Raw genomic sequence first — 22953 nt, 5'->3', positions numbered from 1 at the left:
TAAGACAGATTTTCCCTTTTTCGTATCAGCCAAATTACTTTTTTCCATCAACATTTTCCATTATTCAATTGATTACAGTTTACAAGAAATTGTGCCTTAGGTCAACTGCATTCTTCAGCGGTGACCCATCTTTCTGCCCATTTTTGGATTTGTTCCATCGCTTGTTGTAAGTCCATGCCTTTATTTGTGAGAAAATATTCTAGACGGCTACTCTCATCACAGCGAACAGCTTTCAAGATAACACCTTCGATTTCCAGTTCTTTCAAGCGTTCAACTAATACTCGATCGCTTAACTCTGGAATTTTCTGTTTTAACTCACCAAAACGTTGAGGACCATTTTCCAACAAGACATCAATAATCAAACCATTCCATTTTTTTCCTAAAATCGCAAAAGCTTTTTCAAATTTAGGGCATAGTGAAAATTCGGTTGTTTTTACTTGCTCCATTTTCCTCACCTCGTGAAATGAGTATAGCACACAACTTACAATTTGTAAGTATATTTGCTTTTATTCATTCATTTTTTCAATAATTTTTTCTTGATCCATGTCAATGATGATTCCAGCTGATAATAATATCAAAAATACCTGGGTCACCTGTTTGTTTGTCGTTTGTTCTAGGGCTTTTCGATACAAATTTAATTGTCCTCTATATCGCTGAATGACTTTTCTTATTTCTTGGACATCATCAATGTTTTGGACAAAATCAGTTTTGTAATCATATAAAATACAAGCATCTTTCTGAATTATATAACCATCAATCATTCCATGAATCAACAAATCATCATCTGTCTCTTTCGGATAGTCTTTGATTAATTCTTCAGCTTTTAACAGCATCGAAAATGGTTGTTCACGAACTACTTGAGTAGGATTGGCTAAGAGCTGTTGTCCTAATTTGGTTTGATAAAAAGCTAGGATTTGATCAATATTGATTTGTTTTGCAATATTTTCTTGAATAATCTTCGTTTGGATCAATTCCTCAACTAGCTCTTCGATACTCTCTTTTATAGGTTCTTTGGTTAAATCCAAAAGCTGCAATAGATAATGAGTGGCTGTGCCGATCTCAACTGCAGATGCTTTTCGAATTGCTTCTATAAATCGGGGTTTCCCAAGTTCCCCTTCACTCATTCGATGAACAATCATTGGTGCTGATTGGATTGTGTTTTTTTCACCTAATTCTATTTTAGCAATTTCTTTGTTATCAGGATCTTCAAATACACGTTTGATTTCAGATACAGACTGGTAATTTGTTGTTTTTGTTGATAATTGAAATGGGTAAATATAATCTAAACGGTGACGAGCTTTTTCTATCATTTTAGGATCATTGTTGTCACTATGTTCTCCTTTTATCAAAGACGTATCAATAAATTGCAGAGACATAAACTGTTCCTGAATTTCTTTTTCTGTCTTAAAAGTAACAGAGAAATTTGCCGGATGTTTTGTAACTTCCCCTACATTCTCCGTTAAATATTCCGTTTGGAACTCTTTCATTTTGTGATGACGTATCAAACTCATTCCTACCCAATTCATTAAACTACTTTTACCTTGCAAGCGATTTTCACTTGGTAAAACTTTTGTTTGAACGTCTCCGACTTTCAACCACTCTTTCCAGGTCGCATCTTGATCGTTATATGAGCCTACAAGGTACAATTTTTGTTCAGCCCTTGTTAAAGCTACATATAATTTACGCATTTCTTCTGAAAGTAATTTTTTTAACTTTGCCTGTTTGATAGCTAAAAATGGTAACGTTTCGTATAGCATTCGATCTGTTTGATCCAGATAACGAATGCCTACGCCTAATCGATCGTCAAAAATATATCGCTCATTCAAATCCCCAAGGTTAAACTCTTTCGTCATATCCAAAATAAACACAACTGGAAATTCCAACCCTTTACTTGCATGGATTGTCATTACTCGAACGGCATTTTCTTCACTTAAAATCACAGGCTCAGCTAAATCTTTATCTTTTTCTTGCATCTTCTCAATGAAACGAACAAATTGAAATAAACCACGAAAACTTGTCTGTTCATAGCTGGCTGCACGTTCAACTAATGCATATAAATTGGCTTGTCTTTGTTTACCTGCTGGCATACCTCCTACATAATCTAAGTACGCAGTATCTTGATAAATATGCCAGATCAGCGTAGCTAATTGATTTCGTCTAGCCATTTCTCGCCAATTCTCCAACCACTTCGAAAACCTTAGTGTTTTTTCTTTTAAAGCTTGATGATCTTTGTCTAAAGTTTCAGTTTGGTTAAAAGTTAAAAAAGCATCATAATAAGAACTTTTCTTAGCGGCCAAGCGTATCATAACTAATTCATTTTCTTTCAAGCCAACAATCGGAGAGCGTAATACAGCTGCTAATGGAATATCCTGATAAGGATTATCAATAATTTGCAATAGAGCAACCATTGTTTGAACTTCTGTTGCTTGGAAATAATTTTGGGCATCATTTACTTGAATCGGAATCCCTGCTACTTTAAATATTTCTAAAATTGTCAAATTGTTTTTCTTGGTTGGTGACAATAACACAATGTCTTTGTAGGTAATTGGTCGATTTTCTTTCGTTGATTTATCATAAATCAAAAATTCATTATCTACTAACTCTCTGATTTTAAGAGCTGTCATGTGTAGCTCGCCTTCCGTTTTATCCTCCAAGATTAGTTGTGAGTCCTCTGATTTTATAGGTTCTTCTAGTTGTCCTGATTTTTTTTCGTATATCAACAGCTCAGTATCATAGTTTTCCGCTTCTAAAAACTGATCAAAACCATGAGCCAACTTTGCTGCTTCATCATAGGCAATTTGTCCCACGCGTTCATCCATCAACTGTTCAAAAACTAAATTGGTAAAATCTAAAACATTTTTTCTAGAACGAAAATTCTCAGCTAAAACGATCCTTTTTCCATCTTTATTCTGCCCATATTGATTATACTTTTCGATGAATAAAGTGGGATCAGCTAAACGAAACGAATAGATCGACTGCTTTACATCGCCAACCATAAACAAGTTTCCTTCTTCAGCTATTGGTCTTCTTAGCCAATAAATAATCGTCTCTTGCAAGCGATTGATATCTTGGTACTCATCAACTAAAACTTCATCAAATTTATCCCGATAATACTTCGATGCTTCTGTCTCTATCCATTCACCAGCTTCTTTTTTCGCTAATATTGCTAAGGTAAAGTGTTCCAAATCATTGAAATCAACTAATCCTTTTTTTAATTTCTGACTACTGTATTCATCAATAAACGATTTACCTACTTTAGCCATTTCTTCGACAACAGGAAGTGACTTTTCCAAGATTTCTTTCATTTGTTCAGGTGATAAAGTAAATAAGTTTGTCAGTATGTCATTTATCGCTTTTTTGTTTTGCTCACGTAGATTTTTTGCCTGACTAGCAGTTTCTTTTAATTCTTCTGCACGTACTGTTGGATAACGTTCAAAGGTTACAGTTTTTGAAACATCAAATCCAGATTCTAAATCATTATCTGCTAATTGACTGGAGAATGTCTCAACAAATTCTTTTTCATTTCTAGCTAGGATAGCTATTTTTTCTAGTTTTTCTTCCCCTTCTGTCAGGCGAATCATTTCTTCATAACGATCTATGCAACGAAACAAGGTTTCCATTATTTGTGGCTTTAAAAATTCTTGAAATAGCGCAGAATCTCCTAATTGTCCAGTCACACGATAACTATCTGCTAAATGATTCAACCAGTCCTCTGGATCTGGATTAGCTCTAGCAAATTCATAAAGAGAAAAAATTAAACGCGTTAATCCATCGTCACTACGATCATTGGAGAAATTGCTAGTCAATTGATAAAAAGGTTCTCGATTTTCAGCATAGAATTGCTCTCTAAGATCATCCCAAACATCTTCTTTTAATAGCAGCATCTCAGTCTCATCTGTTAATAAACGAAAAACTGGGTCCATTTCAATCAAATAATAAAAACGGCGGATCACAGTTAAACAAAATGCATGGAGTGTACTGATATTAGCGGTTGGAAGCAAGGTCAGTTGCTTAACAAAGTGCTGTTTTCGTTCTTGGTCACTTTCGCTTGTGATTGCCTTTTGAAGAGCTGTCTGAATCCGCTCTTTCATTTCTTTAGCTGCAGCTTCTGTGTAAGTTACAATCAATAGACGGTCAATATCTACTCCACTTTTTAGTTTTTCGATGACTCGACGAACAAGAACTGTCGTTTTTCCAGAACCAGCAGAAGCTGAAACTAAAATATTTTCGTCACCGTCAAAGACTGCTTGCCACTGATTATCAGTAAATTGTTCATTTTCTGGACGTAAAGGAATTTCTTTACTCATCGATTGATCCTCCTTCCTGCTCATTTTCAACCAAACGATCCATTACTTCCTTTTTGGACAATGTTTCGATTCGATTGTAATTATTCTCTTTTAGCATTACATCAAAATTACAGACGCTTTTAAATGGACAAAAACGACAAGCAATGCGTTCTTTCCCTTGATATGCAGGGTTTAAATCAATCTCTCCACTAGTGATCTTATTCCCAGCTTCGATAAATTTACTACGATTATGTGTTAATAAAGACTCTAGTTCAGGCTCCGTAACAAATTTGTCTTCTTGACGTCGCCCTGGCTTAATAATTTCCTTAGCAGATTCTTCAATTGGAAAAATCAATGAACTTTGTTTAGCTTGTAAACTCCTATCCAAATTTTCCAATAAAACTGGATCATTTAATAATAAGCCATCAAATTGAAATTTCTTTAAAAGTTGTTGCTCTTTTTTATCTTCTGTTTCATAGGATAAAATTGGATTATGAACATGAAGGTAAAACGATCCAGCCGGTTTGGCTGCCTTCCCAACTAGATTTACGGCATCCATTAAAGCAACATCTAGATAAGTCAACATTTGCATGGCTAGTCCGTAATAGGCTTCTGTGATATTAAACTTTTTATGACTAGACTTATAATCAATAACTCCTAAATATACAGAATCAGGTGTTACTAGCTGATCCAAGCGGTCGATTTTCCCTCTAACACTTATATTTCCGCCATTTTGCAAGGGTAATTCTAGCCCCTGTATCCCTTTTTGACTAGCAATTTGACCAAATAGCACTTCTGTTTGAACAGTGCTCATACCACTTCGTTCACTTTGCCGTCTCAATGCCCAACTAACTTTTTTGATTGTCTGTCCCAACTGATAACGAATGTAATTCATTCGATTTGATGAATCAAGAATTGAAAATTTGATTTCACCAAAAACAGCATTTAAGACTTGCTCTGTAAATTCATTGACTTCTCGATCTGTCAGTTCAGATAATTGTTTATTTTGCATAATCAATAATTTAAAGAATTGATCCAATGCTTCGTGGAAAAATTCACCTGTTGCAGCTGGAGATAGTCCAAAAACATCTCTTTCTTTTAATCCTAAACCAAATCGAGAGAAGTATTGGTACTGGCAATGATAAAAACTTTCCATTCTTGAAACAGAAGTATAAATCTGCTTGCTATACAACTCATCTGCTAATTGATCTTGCAAATTCTCAGGCAAGTTTTGATGTCCCAAACTTTCAAAGACATGTGTGGCTAAATCCGCTTGGGCTTGCGTCATTAATTCGCGTTCCATCGTTAACCAAAATGGTAAAATACCTTCTTGTGTTTCTTTTTTCTGTCGTTTCAAATTTGTCAGATCGCTTATCAATGTCCGATAAGTCCCAATATGTTCCAAGCTAACCTGCTGATTATCCGAAATCGCTAACGTGTTTCGCTGTTGCATATTCAACCCTAAATCATATTGAATATTTTTTAGATAAGTAGAGATTTTTACATCTTTGGTTGTATCTTTCACGCTTGGATATGAAAAATACAAGCGCTCTGTTGCTGAAGAAAACATGATATATGCATTGAAAGGTTCTTTAGCAATGCTTTTTCTTGTGTCGTTCAATAAAAATTGCCCTTCATCCAAATAACCATTAACAAATTGTCGTTCTTCATCAGAAAACAGTGTTTTGTTATCAAACTTTTGCGGTAACACTTGATCTGTCAAACCAATGGCAAAAACAACCTTTGCCTGCCCTGGTCGAGCAAGATCAATGGCACGAACTTGTACTTGATCTATAGCTGTCGGTACTTTATTGTAGCGCAACCCTTCTAAACCACTGGAAAATATTTCTTCAAATATAGCCAAGTTAAAAGAATCATTTCCATAGATTGTTACATACTCATCCAGAAGGGTCATCAAGGCTTGCCATGTTTGTTCATGATTTCTAGCGGATTCTAATTGTCCTGTGCTAATTGCTTGATTACGCCACATCATTAATTGCTTTTCCACTCCGCTGCTCACTAAAAATTGATAAAAATGGTCAGCCGCTTCCATACCTGTTTGGGCTTTTTCGATCTTCTCAAAAAACGTTGGGATTGTTTGCTGTATCATTTTCCGAACAGTATTGGCGTCTTTTTCAATCATTTCAGTGTCATCTTGTTGGTCTGCTTCGAAATCATAGCGAATAAAGTGCCAATCTTTGTCTTTTTCCCAATGATACCCTTCATACCCATACGCAAGCACTACATTTTCGGTTACATCAATTTTACGACGCCATTCATTCCGTTCTATTTGCCACTCTTCCATTGAAGTTTGATCTTCGATTTGGAAAAATAGTTCCGTTCTTAAAAAACGTAATACATCACGATAGCGATATCGATAGGCATGAATAGCAAATAAGGATTGAATAAACTCAACTAATGGATGCTGTTCCATTGCCATGTCTCGATCCAAATAGATTGGAATTTCATGCAAAGAAAATACAGGCTCGATCATAGTTTCATAACTATCCAATTCTCGTGTGAGTATCTGAATATCTTTATAGCGATAATTCTCTTCAACGACCAATCTCCTAATTTCTTTAGCAATATGACTAATTTCTTCTTTAAGATTTTCTGCACACCAAAGTTGTACAGAGTCATCATCTATCATTTTTTTGTTTTTTTGAGGATGATTCTCCTGTGCCTTAACCCAGTAATCTTCCAGAGTTTTAAGACCATCATTAACAATCAAAAAGTTGTTTTTCTCAACATAATCAGGCAGAATAGCTACATTTGATTTTCTAGCTAATTGATACAACTTATTGTAGGTAGTACCTGTTTCATAAAATAAGTTCATCATTGAAGGTAGCTCACTTGGATATTTTTTGTCCAAAACCAAAGAAATTTTAACCTCTCCGCCTTTACGCATTAAAACATCTATCAATTTTAACTCTCTTGCTGAAAATCGGTGATAACCATTCACCACAAACAAAACATTACTCAAATCCTGATTCTCTAGATACTCTGTTAAATAATTAATGATTTCTGCTGACTTAATCCCATATTGACTCATGGTTTCTTCAAATTTTGAGAAAATCAATTTAATATCTTGAACCTTCAGTTGCAAATCTTGCTCTTTGCTATCAGCATTTTCTCCTGATAAAAGACCAAATAGTTCTTCTAAATCAATGTTTCCTTCTTTCATTTCCTGATATAAATCAAATAATTGTTGAATAAAACCAGATTTATTGATTTCTCCACGGAAGACTTTTAATGATTCTTCATTTTCTGTTAAAATCTTCCTAAAAACCATTGCAGCTCCAGCTTCAGAGAGTACTTCAGCGCTATAGTATTGAGTATGTTGTAAATAGTACCAAGCTAATCGATAAAAACTAAATACCTGTAAACGCATCGTAGCAATGGAATCACTTTGATTATTTTGTATATATTTTATTCGCTTAAGCGCATTGATTTCTTGTTCAAATTTCATATGGTTTGGTACCAAATAAAAAACTTCATTTGTATCTTTTTCTGATAACCACTTAACGGATTCTTGCAAAAGTACTTCTTCTAAGTCCATTTCAGCAGTTCCACGGATAAATTGTAGGCTCATGTTGTCACATCCTTTATAAATGTCTGATACCTCTTAGTTTATCATAGATCGCCATCAAATATGATAATCACTATTCAACAAAAAAAGCCCCTTAATTAAAAGAGAGCTTTCTTATTCTTTAAAGAGTTACATGTTTGCTCCTTCTAAATCGTTCCAAAACGATTCAGCGGCCATAAAACAAACTTAACATCTCCTGATATATTATCCTTACTGATAAAACCAATCATTCGTCCATCCTTAGAATTACGACGATTATCCCCCATTACAAAGTATTCACCTTTAGGTACTTTTTTCTCACCAGTTACTTCATTTAAAGTAAAATCATATGTCAATGGCAATCCATCTGTTACTTCACTTTTGAATTTATCTAGATAGGGCTCTTTCACTTCTTTACCATTGATGTATAAAACATCCTTTTTGTACTCAATCGTATCACCTGGTAAACCAATTACTCGTTTAATATAACTCTTTTTGGGTTCATCCGGGGCTGGAAATGTTACGATATCAAAGCGATTAATCTCAGTATTTTTCAACGCAATCACTCGCTCACCATCAGCTAAGGTTGGGTCCATTGAATGTCCCTTAACCACAACAGGTGTAAATACAAATTCTCTCAATAAAACAAGGACTACTGCTAGACCTATAAAAAATAATACTGTATGTAATAACTCTTTAGATTTCAAACTCATTCCTCCAAAAAACTTGCTTTCTATATTTTACCACAGACAAAGAAATTTCTACAGGATTCTTTTCATTTTGCTTATTTTTTTTAATTATCTTAATAATTCCACGGGTAACCTCCACCTAAGTTTAATTATAATTAAATGAATTCCCCTCAACATTAATGAATTCCCCTATATCCAATGCCATTGCTCTGTTTTCTTCAATCGGGCAAATAAAACCTCCTTGGAAAATGTTTTATTTCTAATATCTAATAAAAATAGATGACTCTACATGAAACATTTGATAAACTATACAAGAATATGATTCCTAAAGGAGGTTATACATCATGTTTATTACATTCGGTATGTTTATTGGCTTGATTCTGTTAACAGTTATCATGATTGCACTGATTATTTATTTAACATTTACAAGCGGAAAAAACAACAACTCACGTCACCTAAAAGCTCTGCAAGCAGAGGAAGAAGCAAAAGAACGGCTTGCTAAAAATACGAATGAAACGTCTCACCCATCGATTCAATCAGAACAATTTAGATCAAATCAACAAAATAACTTTAGTCAAGAATCACAGCAACAGCATGAATTTGATTCAAGTGAAATAGTTGAAGAAGACGATTCATTATATGTTCTACCTTATCCTAAAGACAATAACTTTCGATGATTATTTTTCTACTGTTTTTATTAAAAAAATAAAAACAGTAGATTTTTTTTGTATTAAAAAAATAAATAATTACTGTTATATGTGATACTATCCATAAAATTTGACTTTAAAACGTTCTGTTTCTATAATTTGGGAAAAAGCTAATAAAAGGGATGATTAAATGGAAAATATGTTAAATGAAAAAAGCAAAAAAAAAATTCAGCTTTTTACTGAATTATTATATAGAGAAAATGAAGAAATTTCTTTTTCTTATTTACAAAATTTCCTTAACATTTCTTTGAGTACCTTAAAAAGATATTTCCAAGAACTTTCTACAGATGTCAAAGCTAATGAACATCTACAAAATCTGAAACTAAAAAAAAGAACCGGTGGATATTTAGTTCAAAATCATTCGGTTCACGATATGGATTATCTGATTATTCAGTTACGTCTCAAATATTTTGAAGAGTCTCTGTTATTCAAAATATTTTTAGAACTTCTTTTAAATCATTACAATTCAGTAGAGGACTTAGCTGACAAATTATATGTTAGCCCTCCACATATATATAAAAACATCAACATAATTAATGCTGAATTAAAAAGATTCCCCTTAAAAATAGTCTTTCACCCCAATACTAATTTTCAAGGAAAAGAAAAATATATTCGAATGCTTAACTTTTATTTCTTTTGGAATGTTTATAGAGGGATTGCTTGGCCATATAACTTTCCAAATATGAAACATTTTTCTGCCAGTGTTGATTTTACCCAATTGGAAACAAAGTACCCTGATTCAGTCGTTAAACGCCTAGAATTTATGGTTGGTTTATTCATGGTCAGACAAAAAGAACATCCCATTCGATTACCAAAAAAAATCAAAGCGTTATCGAAATATTTTAAAACGGCTAACGATGTTTCACAACTCGTAGAACCCTTCCTTGCATCTGAGGACGAGATTTTATTTTTTAATTTGATTGCTAGATGTTATATTTCTGAAGTAGATACATTGCAAGATAAAGTAAGGTTATATGAATCGTTCCCAAGAAGCTTACCACTAATCAAGGCTTGCGATTTACTAATAGAAGAATATGAACAAAATATCCACTTTGATTCTTCCGTGAACAAAGATCAAAGAGCCACTATCTTTTACTATGTATTGATTGGTATGATCCAAGCAACGTATTTTTCGATGAGTCCAGTACAATTCTTTAGAGCTTCTTTTATTGAAGAAAACAGTAATAAGCTTTCCATAAAAGAGAATCACAGTATTCATGAATTTTACCATAATTTTAAAAAAGAACACCCTGACTTCCCAGTTCCAGATTCATGCAACTTTGGAATGTGTGTCTTACTAACTGTTTTAACTGAAACTTTTTCACCTCCATCTTTATCTGTTTACATTCAATACTCTAAAAATAACATTGGTACAGCATATATTAAAAATAAACTACTTACGATATTTAATCCTAAAACAATACAAATAACGGAATCTTTACAAGATGCCGAGCTTGTCATCATAGATTGTTTCGAACCTCGGGAGGAACGGACAAAACAAAAGGTATTCTATATTTCAGATGTTTATGATGAACAGACCTGGTATGAACTGTTCTCTTGCATCCAAATGATTCTTTTTAAAATGAATAAAAGGATTCCATAAGAGTCACTAAGAAGTTCTTTTGAACTAAAATAAAAAATGCCGCCGAATGCAAGTGTCCTCATTCGGCGGCATTTTGTTTAAACAGATTTAAAAACTATATCACAAACGTGCATTCAATTCTTTTGCTAAGTCTTCAAAGCCAGGTTTACCAAGCAAGGCAAACATATTTTTCTTGTAAGCTTCTACACCTTCTTGATCAAATGGATTCACACCATTTAAATAACCTGAAATACCAACAGCAATTTCAAAGAAGTACATAACATAGCCCAATGAATAAGCATCCATCGCAGGGATTTTAACGATCATGTTCGGCACGCCACCGTCTGTATGAGCAAGTAAAGTCCCCTCAAAAGCTTTTGTATTTACAAAATCGATTTCTTTACCTTGTAAATAACCTAACCCATCCAAATCTTCTGTTAGTTCTGGAATAGAAACTACGTGACGCGGTGTTTCAACTTTAACGACTGTTTCAAACAAGTTACGCATTCCATCCTGAACATATTGACCCATCGAGTGCAAATCAGTAGAAAAATCGGCTGCTGCTGGGAAAATTCCTTTTTGGTCTTTTCCTTCTGATTCGCCGAAAAGTTGTTTCCACCACTCAGAAAAATAATGCATACCTGGTTCATAGTTAATCAACATTTCAGTTGTTTTGCCTTTACGGTATAAGATATTTCTTAATGCCGCATATTGATACGCTTGATTTTTAGTCAAGTCAGTAGTTGTTGCATATTCTTTACGCGCATCATTAGCACCTGTCATCAAGGCATCAATGTCTCCACCGCTTACAGCAATCGGTAATAACCCGACTGGTGTCAGTACAGTGAAACGTCCACCAACGTCATCAGGAATTACGAATGTTTCCCAACCTTCAGCATCAGCTTCAACCTTAACAGCACCTTTAGCACGGTCAGTTGTTGCATATATACGTTTATTTGCTTCTTCTTTACCATATTTTTTGATTAATAATTCTTTAAATACTCTAAATGCAATTGCCGGCTCAGTTGTTGTGCCTGATTTTGAAATAACATTTACTGAGAAGTCACGATCACCAATAACGTTGATCAAGTCTGCTAAGTAAGTTGAACTGATACTGTTTCCAGCGAAGAATACTTGTGGTGCTTTTCTTTCATCTGCTGGTAATAAATTATTAAATGAATGATGTAAAAATTCAATCGCTGCTCTCGCGCCTAAGTAAGAACCACCAATACCAATTACAACCAAAACCTCAGAATCAGATTGAATTTTCTCAGCTGCTTTTTTGATACGAGCAAATTCGTCCTTATCATAATTTTCTGGTAGATCGATCCAGCCAGTAAAATCACTTCCAGCCCCAGTTCCTTCTCTTAATGCTTTGTCTACTGCAGTCACTTGAGCCTGCATGTATTCCAATTCATGATCAGCAACAAATGGTGTCAAATTGGAATAATCAAATTGAATGTGTGACATTCCTTCTCCTCCTTGAAATTAAACTTAATACAGTATCTACTTTACGTTCTTTTTCTGCTTTTTTCAAGCAAATTATTACTGTATGTACCAATTTTCTTTTTTTTCATTTAATATGGATAATTTATAGCATAAAAGTTGACAGATAAAAAAGAAAGAATGATTGTAAATATCTACATCACAATCATTCTCTATTCGATTTTATTCAACTGTCAACAAGTTCTCCGCTTGTCTAAACTAACCCTTGGCTAAGCATTGCTTTAGCAACTTTTTCAAAACCAGCAACATTTGCGCCTAATACAAAATTATTTGGTGCCTCGTATTTAGCAGCAGTATCACGACATGTTTCATAAATATTTTTCATAATATCCTCTAACATGCCATCAACTTTATCAAATGACCATGATAAACGTTCTGAATTTTGGCTCATTTCTAGGGCTGAAACTGCAACACCACCAGCATTGGCTGCTTTACCTGGACAATAAAGAACCCCCGCTTTAGCTAATGCATGAACCGCTTCTAAGGTACATGGCATATTTGCTCCTTCAGCAACGACTTTCCCACCATTTTGGATCAAGCGTTTTGCTTGTTCTTCGTTAATTTCATTTTGTGTAGCACAAGGCAAAGCGATATCATAATTTATGTCAAAATCCCAGACTGACTGACCATCATAATAGGTTGCATCTTTATGAGTGTCTACGTACTTAGAAATTCTTTCACGATTCTTCTCTTTAAGTTCTTTGACTAACTCAACATCAATACCATTAGGGTCATAAATAAAACCATTCGAGTCAGAACACGTAAGAACGGAAGCACCCAATGCTTTTGCTTTTTCCATCGCATAAATAGAGACATTCCCACTGCCTGAAACAACTACTTTTTTTCCTGCAAATGAATCATTTAAATCATCTAATAGATGTTTTACCAGATAAACACAACCATAGCCTGTTGCTTCTGTTCTAGCTTCACTACCCCAATAGCCTAATGGCTTACCTGTTAGAACTCCTGCATCATAATTTCTCAAACGCTTATATGTGCCATACAAATAACCAATTTCTCTTGCTCCAACACCAATATCCCCAGCTGGCACATCCGTACTTGGTCCAATATGTTTTTGTAATTCTGTCATGAAACTTTGACAAAAGCGCATAACTTCACCATCTGATTTTCCTTTAGGATCAAAGTCACTTCCGCCTTTGCCTCCGCCAATCGGTAACCCTGTTAAACTATTTTTAAAAATTTGTTCAAATGCTAAAAACTTCATTACACTCAAATTCACGCTAGGGTGAAAGCGTAAGCCTCCTTTGTAAGGACCAATCGCAGAATTGTACTGTACTCGATAGCCTCGGTTCACACGCCAGTTGCCTTGGTCATCTTGCCACGGAACTCTGAACTGCAAAATTCTTTCAGGTTCGATCAAAACACCTAATATATTGGCTTCAATGAATGCTGGATTTTCTTTTAAAAATACCTCAACTGTCGGTAAAAATTCGTCAACTGCCTGCAAGTATTCAACTTGCCCTCGATCGTTTTCATGAATCTTCTTTTGAATTTCTTCCACGTACTGTTTTGCTTCCATCTAATCACCCTCTCATCGTTATAATCCTATTTTAACCTAAATTCAGAAAATTTCCACAATTTTTTACTAGAAAATGAAAAAAATACAGAAAAAATTTTGAAATTTGTGTTAAACTACCATTGAAGCGGAGGAGAATTTATGAAATTATTCGATGTTATTGTCGTTGGAGCAGGTACTAGCGGTATGATGGCTGCTATTGCAGCAGCTACAGCAGGCAGTAATACACTATTGATAGAAAAAAACAAGCGCGTAGGAAAAAAACTATTATTAACCGGTGGTGGCCGCTGTAATGTGACTAATAATCGTCCAGCAGATGAAATTATTGCCCATATCCCTGGAAATGGTAAATTTTTGTACAGCGCTTTTTCGCAGTTTAATAATTATGATATTATGGAGTTTTTTGAGTCCAATGGCACCCATCTAAAAGAAGAAGATCACGGACGGATGTTTCCTGTCACAGATCGTTCTAAAACCATTGTAGAAACCTTATTTAATAAACTGGAACAACTTGGTGTAACTATCTACACAGAAGCTAAAGTTGAAAAGATTCTCCATAAAGATCAACAAGTAATTGGTGTCGCTTTGGAACATGAAAAGATTTATGCTCCATGCGTTATTTTAACTACAGGTGGCCGGACTTATCCTTCTACTGGTGCAACAGGTGACGGTTACAAGCTAGCTAAGCGATTAGGACATACAATTAGCCCATTATATGCTACAGAGTCCCCAATCATCTCTGAGGACTTATTCATTCGAGATAAGACACTTCAAGGATTATCACTACGAGATGTCTCACTCGCTGTGTTAGATTCTAAAGGAAAAACCATTGTAAGTCATCAAATGGATTTACTATTCACACATTTTGGTCTATCTGGACCTGCTGCATTAAGATGCTCTAGCTTTATAAATCAAGAACTTCAAAAAAATAATGATCTGCCTGTTACTTTATCTCTTGATATTTTCCCAGAAAAAGAAAAGTCTGAAATTCTTAGTGAGTTACAAAGTAAATTACATGAACATCCTGATAAAACAATAAAAAATGCTTTAAAAAACTATATACCAGAACGCTATCTAGATCTTTTGCTCGAACAGTTAAAACTAGTGAATACTCCAGCAAAACAAGTTACAGATCTTCAATTGGAACAATTTGTTCAAACTACAAAAGGATTCCTTATCCATGCGGTTAAAACTTTACCTATAGAGAAGTCTTTTGTAACAGGTGGAGGTATATCATTGAAAGAAGTAAACCCTAAAACAATGGAAAGTAAAAAAATCGGCGGACTATTCTTTGCTGGTGAACTATTGGATATTAACGGCTATACAGGTGGCTACAACGTCACTGCAGCTTTCGTCACTGGTCATGTAGCCGGAAGTCACGCTGCTGAAATTGCAGAGTATACTTATTTACCTCTTGATGAAATGTAGTCTTAGTAGTGCATTAACATATAAAAAGGATAGAAAAAACAGCTCTAAGTAATTCACAGGAGCTGTTTTTTCTATCTATTTTTTTGTTAAAATAACTGTCCATCTAAACTTCAAGAATGTACCCGATTGAACGAACGGTTTTAACACGAGCAGGAGAATTTATTTGTTTAGATAATTTTTTCCGAACGTGAGAAACAAGATTACAAACACGATTCTTTTCAACCTCATTTGTACTGTTTTTCCAAATAGAATTATATATCTCTTCGTAGGTAACTGTTTGGTTTTTATTTTTGTAAAGAAGGCTGAGAGCAACAAATTCTTGTCTTGTTAAATCCACTTCCTTTTGTCTGTTAATTAAAGCACAGGATTTTTCTGGAATTAATTCAAAAGAATTGTTTTCTTCAATTGGCTCAACAAGTTTATTTTTAATACGTTTTAAAATATTTTTTAAAATCAGATCAAATTCTTCTGGTTCTTCAGTAAATATGCCATCTGCACCTAATTTTAAATAAACCATGCGCGATGTGTATACTGTATGGTTTTCATTAGTAAGAATCAACAGATAGATATCTGAAATTTTCCTAACTTCTAGTAGATATTCACATATTTTAGTAAAATTCATTTCTGTACTTTCTTCTAAAATTAAAACATCCATGATATTAATGTCATTTAAATCAAGATCTTCTACTACCTTTAAAGAATATGACTCATCTGTTTCTAATTGTTTAAAGTATTCATTTTGAGGTTTAATCAGTGAAACATAACCTATATTGTACATACTCATTTCTCCTATTTTCAATTTCTTAACCCTACTCATTAACAATTACAAAACCTTATTTCATTTTATTTCCTTCTATTCCTTGTTGGGTTATTTTTCCTTTGCTGTTTTTTCTTACGTTTTCTTTTTTCCATTCTGCGCTTTTTTTGTTTTCGTTTAGTAACATACTGTCCAAAAGCATAGGTTACTATTAACAGAACCAGCACACCTGCCGCTGCCCCAATGATATACCATTTCGTATAATCTTTTTCTAACTCAACAGCTCTGTCATTTAATTTCTTCGCTTCCTCACCACTAATTTCGAAATCTTTTGACCAGTCCCATTTGTCAGAACCGTCTGTGGCAGTCATATGCAATGTATATTTTCCAGCTTTAAATTCTTGGTTTTCCCAATTAATACTGTAATTGAAATTAGAATTGGGCGCCATTCGCAACCCTTCTTTGTTTGTTTCAAACAGAGTCTCTTTCTTTCCTTTTTTGGTCACACGTGCAGTTACATCCAGATTCTGCATAATAACTGGTTGTGTATTTTGAATATTCGCTTTTACAACATTTCTGTAATTAATTTGAGACGCTTCAATTTTACCAAGCTTCGTTTCAGGTTTTACTTCTTTGTCCGTTTCTTTCAAAAGAACGCCAATGGCAAAAGCAAAACGATTTTCAATTTGTACGCCTGCTTTATTTTTATTGTCCTTACTTTTGTCTTCTTTCTCAGTAAAATGAAGACCACCTAAAATGACACCGTCAAAGCTCTCTTCTGGCATAGTCACTTTGATTTTAACTTTTTTACTGCTCTTTGGAGGAATTGTTGTTTCTTTTTCCACCTCAGCAATTTTTGAAAATGGAGATTTTAAAGTGGAATCTAATTCTGGGTTATCAATACTATAATCCACAATTCCGTTGTCATTAGTGATAGCCGAATTAGCATGATTAACTACAGTAACTTCCCTATCCAATGAGTTATTCATCATAACTTCTAATTCTTGAACTTGTCCAGGTTTCATTAATAACTCAAAGTATGATTTTGATTTGTTAATCTGGTTTTCTGGAAGAACCGCACTAACCGAAAAGTTCATTGATTCATTGTTAGCAAAAGCCGCTAGAGGCATACTTCCTAATGCGATGATGGTGATTAATAACGATAATATACGTTTCATTCTTTTCTCCTAACCATTTCCTAATAAGTTTCTATGTTATACAATATTTTTTAACATATGTAAGAATCGTTTGATAAACGAGAAGAAATTCTTGCTCGTTTACCAAACTATTCATTGAAAAGCTATGACTTACTTGCTTGTTGGTGTACTTGCAAGTGTCCATGTAATCGTTGATGTATATGCTTTTGCATATTTTTTTGATTTCGCTGGCACAGCTAATGTAATGTTAGTATTCACATCAGTTGCTGATGTACCTGCTTCCGAACCATATGAAGTCACCCAAGATCCCATACCTTTATTTGCTGCTGCTGTCATAACGTTAGATGCAGTATCTGAGATAGTAATGACTTCTGCTTTTCCATCTTTAGTAGGAATAGTTGGGACTAAACTAGCATCAGCATCTAGATTTCCTTTAATATTTCCATTAGCAAGTGTCAATGTCGCTCCTAGTACTTCGTCTGTCTCATCTGGAGTTTTGAAATCTGTACGTGATACAGTTACATTCCATCCTTCGTTTGTTCCACGGTTATCCGTTACTTGAACGTAATGAGGGACATATTTTGGAGCAGCTGGTTTTTCACCTGTAGCTATTGTAGTCGCTTTTACCATTAAAGGATGGTATGTTTTGTCTCCACCTGAAATTTTTTGCTCTCCGAAAGAAAGATTCGGTACAAAATCAAATCTTAATGGACCTTTTGTTGAGGTTCCTTCACCTGGATCAGGTGTAATGCCGCCACCTTCCGGATCTGTCGGATCGGTACTGCTGCCATCTCCTTGATCGTCGGCTTTGAAAGATACTTTTGCATTTGTTGTAGCTGGTATCTCAACTGCGAAAGCTGGTAATGCCCCAAGAACAGTTGTACTAATTAATAATGCAGCTGTTGTTAATGTAATCTTTTTCATAGTGTTTTCCTCTTCCTTTTTGTGTTTTTTGTTTTTTGTGTGTTACTTTGTGTGCTTTTTATGCAGGACTATCAACTAATGTCCAAGTTAATCGAGTCTTATATGCACCGGCTACTTTTGCTAAATCACCAGGTACGCTAAGAGAAATACTTCTTTTACCTTCCTCTTCACTACTTCCCAATGAATAGAACCATGTTCCCATACCAGTACTTTCAGCCGCCGTCACTGCATCATGATTCGCAGGCGTAGCTGCATCACCGTCAAAAGTAATTGCTGACGGTGCGCTTGGTGCTTTAGTAGATAAAGAAGCTGATTTCAATGTTGTGTTTGAAAATCCTAATACTGCACCAGTAAGTTTAGTAACTACCTTGCCATCCTCACTGACGTTTTCAAACTGTTTATCTTGTCTCACTTGTAGTTTCCATCCAGCGTTTGATCCACGGTTATCTGTAACTTGAATAAAGTTGGCTTTTTCAACGAGTTCTGGCTTCCCAACATATCTCACTGAATCTAATTTTGCATAATACTTTTCAGTATTCCCTGAAATTTTTTGACTATCAAATTTAATTTTTGAAATATAGTCAATCGTTAATGGACCAACCATTCCAGTTCCATCTTCAATCTCGTTACCATTATTAGGATCTGTTGGTTTGTTAGGCTGGTCAGTATTTTGCGTGAACGAAATCTCTGCATCTTGTTTTTGAGGATCAGCGATTGTTGGTGGCTTTATTGGTTCTGTTGGCTCCTCAGCAAATGTTGTTGCCCCTAACATTAGACCTGCAAATGTTGTAAGACCTAAAGCGAATAGTCTTGTTTGTGTGTTCTTTTTCATATTTGTTTCCCCCTATGTTTTTGATTATATTGGTGAATCCACTAACTCCCAAGTTAAAGAAGTTGTGTATTTCCCTCTCTTTTTTTCAATATCCCCTGGAACTTTAATTTGGATACTTTTTTTGCTCTCCGAAAGATTACTTCCAAACATAATAATCCAAGTGCCTTTTCCTGTTTTTTCGTCAGACCTTGAAACTTCCATTGGTTGACTATTTATAGGATCTAGTGTTATATCCTTGGTATATATCGGTTCTTTGTTCCCATTCGGAGAAATAAGTTTAATGTTTTTCAACATCATTTCAGCACCAGTTAATGTATGATCGCCATTTCTCAGTTGTCCATTTTGTTTGACTGTTAATTTCCAACCATTATCTTTTCCACGATTGTCAGTTATTTGAATGTAGTTAGGAACTTCATCCTCTGAACCATCGCTTACTGTTTTTACTTTTGTTAACTGGGCGAAGTATACGTCATCATCTGCTGATCCATCCTGCTCTCCAAAAACTACATGAGGAGCAAAATCAACACTTAACGGTCCCGGTGTCCCTGGTTTAATCGGAATATCTGAAATGATTTCCACAGGCTCACTGAGTTCTTTAGGATTTAATGGCGCTGTAGGGTCTTTGTTCTCAGTAAAAAAAACTTCAACCTCAGACTGCCTCCCTGTATCTGCTTGTGCAATTGTCACCGACTGAACGATGGTCAAAATACCTAGTATTAAAATAATGTTGTAAAAAAGTTTTTTTGTTCTTTTGATCATGATTTCCCCCCTATATTACGGTCCATTCTCAAGTGTCCATATTATTTGAGTGGAATAATCCATGCCTGATCGAACACTTCCTGGTGAAACTGTTAGAACCAATTCTTTTTGCTTTTCTTTTGAAAATTCTAATTCTACTAATCTGTTTTTTTCTATATCAGATTGATAAATGACTGTATTTGCTAGTTCATTTATTTCCTGTTCGTGGTGATTATTATTTAAATCATACGAACGATAGATTAAGTCTATCGTTGATCCAACTCCTGTTGAAGTCGTAAATGGCTGACTCAGTTGTGCTGCCAAACGCCATTTTTCTTTTTTAAAACGACTGTCATCAATTGTCAATCGTAGATTATTTTTTAAAGTGTGTTCTTGTCTTCTTGCTTTTATTGTTTGAATACCAAAATCAATTGTTATTGGTATATCCTTAAAACCTATACTTCCCTCAAGAAGCTCCACCTTAATTTTTTTTGAAAGTGTACCAATGGCTAAATTTATCTCGTAGACTCCAGGCTCTTTAATTGTCGAACCATAATCAATAGTAAGTTCATTCGTTAGAAGTTCGCCTGTTGTTATGTCCCACGCATTCACTTTAGCATGTTGCAAAATAAATTCTCTTTGATTTTCTCTAGTCTCTGGAAAATCGATTGCTAAAGCTGTCAAATTAGACGCTTGCAATAAGTGAGTTTCATTGATCGTTGTATCCAAATCTTTTACGATAACTGGTACATTAACGATGACAAAGTTCCCCGCCTTATCAATCACCTTAACCTCTGCAATTTTGTATCCTGCCTTTTGAATATCCGGCTCCTTAATTAATTCAATCGTTATATTATCAGAGCCATCCCCAGCATTATCGGAAACATTTTTTACAAGTTGATTAACTTGGGGCAATGGAGAACCTAATTCTAATACTTGCTTAACAGCTTCAGCTTTAGGTGGCGTAGTATCAGCTACTTTTTTAACATCTGAAGGCAGACTACTATTTCCACCAGCATCTGTCGCAATTGCATAATACTGCTTATACGGAAAGAGCGGTTTTTGGGTTTCTGGAATCGTGAAACTGAACTGATCATCGGCTCCCGAAGTACCTTGTATAAATACAGTCTTTGTTTCAGCATCATAAATTTTCACTTGTGCTCCCGATTCAGCACTTCCAGTAAAAAATTGACTAGTATCTTTAATTGCATTTAAAACGGGTTTTTCAGGTGGTGTTGTATCCTTGACTATTGTCTGTTCCGTCTTATACTTTCCATTCAACATGCTATAAACACTGATCGTTGTATCTTTCTTAAAATGCTCTCCTTCAGGCAATGAATAGCTATAATTTCCTTCGCTATCTGCTCGAAGGTGATATTTTATAGTATCTCCATCAATCCCTGTGGTTATCTCACCTTCTGGGAATGAAGAAGTACCAGAAAAACTTAGAAAAGACTTTGGATATGCTTTTCCACTAATCATTCGAGATTCAATGCTCTTAGGATTGTCTCCTAACGCCGAAACTGTTAAAGTCATATTAATTTTATTTAGCAGTGCTTGTGCTTTCGAAACTTCAGCCGTTAACAAGTTTAGGTCTGAAGTTGTGGAGAGAGTATTTACAATTTTTTTTACCTCATTGATTTTTTTTTGAGTTACTGATGATTTCAACTCTGTATGAGTTTCATCTGTGAATAATTCATCAACATAAGGTTTAACCTGTTTAAGCGTAACTGGTCCTAAATCATATAGTTGGATATTTTTAAATACCACTTTAGAACGGGTATTCATATATTGAACTTTTGAACCAAATGAAATATATTCAGATGAGTAAACCCCTTTGAAAATTACGTTCAAATGTGTTTCCTTAACCACTCTTTCGATAAACGGGTAAACTGATCTATTGTAGACAGTTGCTATTGGAGTATAGAAACTAGCATCACCTGGTACGATATCCATAACTAACCTATAATAGTTTCCATCTTTAACGCTAAAGCTACCACGAACCACAAAATGATTATCATCAGATATCGCCGATTTGTGTATTATGGTAAGATTATTTTCATCTCTCGTAATATCATACCAATCTGTTTTTTTATTCCAGTTATTTTTATCAGCAAAAAAATGTCTATTCTCTTGTGCCTGGCCTTCTTGTGGCCAATGATAAGTATGTCCATACCAACTATTAAATAAAATAGGTGTTCCTTCTCTTAAGTTTACATCTGCTGATGGTGTATCTACAGTTGTGTCAACACCAGCTCGAATCTTAAGTGTACTAGCTAGAAAAAAAACGCAGAATGAAGCTATAATTAACGTTAACGCAGAGAAAACTATCTTATATTTCAATTTTCTTATTTTTTTCACCTCCCAAAACAACCACTGATGTTATCTTTTTTTTGATTTATAGCGAAATCTAAAAATCAATACAGTTATACTGCCTAGTGTTACAAGTAACCCTAGCATTATGAAGAAAGTATTAACCTCGGAGCCTGTTTTAGGATAAAACTTGCCAGCTGTATTTGGAAAAAACTTCCCTTCATCCTTTTTTTCATCCTTTTTTCCGGTCTTTTCTTCAGTCTTTTCGTAATCCTTACTATCTGTGCTATTGGTAGTACTTTTTCCTTTGACATCCTCTTTAAATGTTAAGGCAATTTCTGAATCATAATTCGCAGATTCAGCAGTTTCGTTCCAAAGAAACACACCACACAAAATCACAAGCAGAGTAGAAACAACATTTTTTTTCATAGCACTCCTTCTCCCATACCTTTATGGCTTTTTCAAAAAACAACATAAAAATAAATTAAATTAAAATTATTTCTTTTTCCCATCTCTATTTAATAATAAATTATAAATAGAATAAAACAAAATCCAAAACTGAACATTTTTCAATCCCATTTTAGATAAAATAACAAAATAAAAATTATATAAACCTTGAATGAAAAGAGACTAATGTTTTTATTAATAACAAAAAATGATTAATCTTATGACTCTCTTCCTCCCCCTCCTCTTTCCTCAGGGGCCATTCTCAAGTGTCCATATTATTTGAGTTGTGTATTCTTTATTAGAACGAACACTTCCCGGCAATACATTTAGAATCACTTCTTTATCTTTATCTCGCGTAAAATCTACTTGATGCAAGCCATTACTCAATTTACTCGGTTCATAAATAGATATACCTTGTTCATTAAGCTTTGTGTCTACAACCTTCCCTACATCATAAGAACGGTATAATAAACTACTGGCAG

17 protein-coding genes are annotated in these 22953 nt (G+C 34.5%); 3 read left to right on the top strand and 14 right to left on the bottom strand.

Annotated features, from left to right (window positions below; genetic code table 11):
• Nucleotides 1-101: 101 nt before the first annotated feature.
• The 4 genes from BCR23_RS04300 to lepB all read right to left on the bottom strand — a co-directional run bounded on the left by BCR23_RS04300 (nt 102) and on the right by lepB (nt 8567).
• Nucleotides 102-446 (bottom strand): winged helix-turn-helix transcriptional regulator, encoded by a 345-nt coding sequence (locus BCR23_RS04300; protein ID WP_069634261.1) that lies wholly within the window; start codon nt 444-446, stop codon nt 102-104.
• Nucleotides 447-506: 60 nt separating this feature from the next.
• A complete protein-coding gene (gene addA, locus BCR23_RS04295) occupies nt 507-4307 on the bottom strand; it encodes a helicase-exonuclease AddAB subunit AddA (protein ID WP_069634260.1) in 3801 nt (1266 codons plus the stop codon).
• Complete coding sequence (locus tag BCR23_RS04290; protein ID WP_069634259.1) at nt 4300-7878, bottom strand: PD-(D/E)XK nuclease family protein; 3579 nt, start codon at nt 7876-7878, stop codon at nt 4300-4302. The genes addA and BCR23_RS04290 overlap by 8 nt, the downstream gene beginning before the upstream one ends.
• Nucleotides 7879-8021: 143 nt before the next feature.
• Complete coding sequence (gene lepB, locus BCR23_RS04285; RefSeq protein WP_069634258.1) at nt 8022-8567, bottom strand: signal peptidase I; 546 nt, start codon at nt 8565-8567, stop codon at nt 8022-8024.
• Between the two features lie 320 nt (nt 8568-8887).
• Here lepB and BCR23_RS04280 point away from each other — a divergent pair, with 320 nt between their 5' ends.
• Together BCR23_RS04280 and BCR23_RS04275 are read left to right on the top strand one after the other, a co-directional pair.
• Entirely contained in the window at nt 8888-9220 is a 333-nt protein-coding gene (locus BCR23_RS04280; RefSeq protein WP_069634257.1) for a hypothetical protein, read from the top strand.
• 160 nt (nt 9221-9380) lie between these two features.
• The gene (locus tag BCR23_RS04275; RefSeq protein ID WP_069634256.1) at nt 9381-10853 is read left to right on the top strand and encodes a helix-turn-helix domain-containing protein; all 1473 of its coding nucleotides are present in this window, start codon (nt 9381-9383) and stop codon (nt 10851-10853) included.
• Between the two features lie 99 nt (nt 10854-10952).
• Here BCR23_RS04275 and BCR23_RS04270 read toward each other — a convergent pair whose 3' ends face one another.
• Together BCR23_RS04270 and gdhA are read right to left on the bottom strand one after the other, a co-directional pair.
• Nucleotides 10953-12302, bottom strand: coding sequence for a glucose-6-phosphate isomerase (locus BCR23_RS04270; RefSeq protein WP_069634255.1), 1350 nt, complete (start codon nt 12300-12302; stop codon nt 10953-10955).
• 229 nt (nt 12303-12531) lie between these two features.
• Nucleotides 12532-13878 carry an NADP-specific glutamate dehydrogenase gene (gene gdhA / locus BCR23_RS04265; RefSeq protein WP_069634254.1) on the bottom strand — a complete coding sequence of 449 codons (1347 nt, stop codon included), beginning with the start codon at nt 13876-13878 and terminating at the stop codon, nt 12532-12534.
• 138 nt (nt 13879-14016) lie between these two features.
• On the opposite strand from gdhA, the gene BCR23_RS04260 reads away from it, so the two are divergent.
• Nucleotides 14017-15303, top strand: coding sequence for a BaiN/RdsA family NAD(P)/FAD-dependent oxidoreductase (locus tag BCR23_RS04260; RefSeq protein WP_069634253.1), 1287 nt, complete (start codon nt 14017-14019; stop codon nt 15301-15303).
• Between the two features lie 103 nt (nt 15304-15406).
• Here the strand turns inward: BCR23_RS04260 and BCR23_RS04255 are convergent, their stop codons facing one another.
• The 8 genes from BCR23_RS04255 to BCR23_RS04220 form a co-directional block, all read right to left on the bottom strand.
• On the bottom strand, nt 15407-16081 hold the full coding sequence (locus tag BCR23_RS04255; RefSeq protein ID WP_069634252.1) for a winged helix-turn-helix domain-containing protein: 675 nt from the start codon (nt 16079-16081) through the stop codon (nt 15407-15409).
• Nucleotides 16082-16146: 65 nt separating this feature from the next.
• Nucleotides 16147-17238, bottom strand: a complete 1092-nt coding sequence (locus tag BCR23_RS04250; RefSeq protein WP_069634251.1) for a WxLIP family cell surface protein — start codon at nt 17236-17238, stop codon at nt 16147-16149.
• 129 nt (nt 17239-17367) lie between these two features.
• Complete coding sequence (locus BCR23_RS04245) at nt 17368-18141, bottom strand: WxL domain-containing protein (RefSeq protein WP_069634250.1); 774 nt, start codon at nt 18139-18141, stop codon at nt 17368-17370.
• Nucleotides 18142-18199: 58 nt separating this feature from the next.
• Nucleotides 18200-18973 carry a WxL domain-containing protein gene (locus BCR23_RS04240; RefSeq protein WP_069634249.1) on the bottom strand — a complete coding sequence of 258 codons (774 nt, stop codon included), beginning with the start codon at nt 18971-18973 and terminating at the stop codon, nt 18200-18202.
• Nucleotides 18974-18997: 24 nt separating this feature from the next.
• On the bottom strand, nt 18998-19732 hold the full coding sequence (locus BCR23_RS04235; protein ID WP_240482525.1) for a WxL domain-containing protein: 735 nt from the start codon (nt 19730-19732) through the stop codon (nt 18998-19000).
• Between the two features lie 15 nt (nt 19733-19747).
• Nucleotides 19748-22072: a toxin Cry1Ac domain D-VI-related protein gene (locus BCR23_RS04230; RefSeq protein ID WP_141706692.1), complete on the bottom strand. Its 2325-nt coding sequence runs from the start codon at nt 22070-22072 to the stop codon at nt 19748-19750.
• A gap of 21 nt (nt 22073-22093) precedes the next feature.
• Entirely contained in the window at nt 22094-22453 is a 360-nt protein-coding gene (locus tag BCR23_RS04225) for an LPXTG cell wall anchor domain-containing protein (RefSeq protein WP_069634247.1), read from the bottom strand.
• A 267-nt stretch (nt 22454-22720) separates the two neighbouring features.
• On the bottom strand, nt 22721-22953 hold a 233-nt coding region (locus BCR23_RS04220; RefSeq protein WP_141706691.1), incomplete at its 5' end, for a hypothetical protein.

The organism is Enterococcus quebecensis, from assembly GCF_001730365.1.
Lineage (GTDB): Bacteria > Bacillota > Bacilli > Lactobacillales > Enterococcaceae > Enterococcus_L > Enterococcus_L quebecensis.
This window is presented reverse-complemented; position numbering and strand designations above follow the sequence as displayed.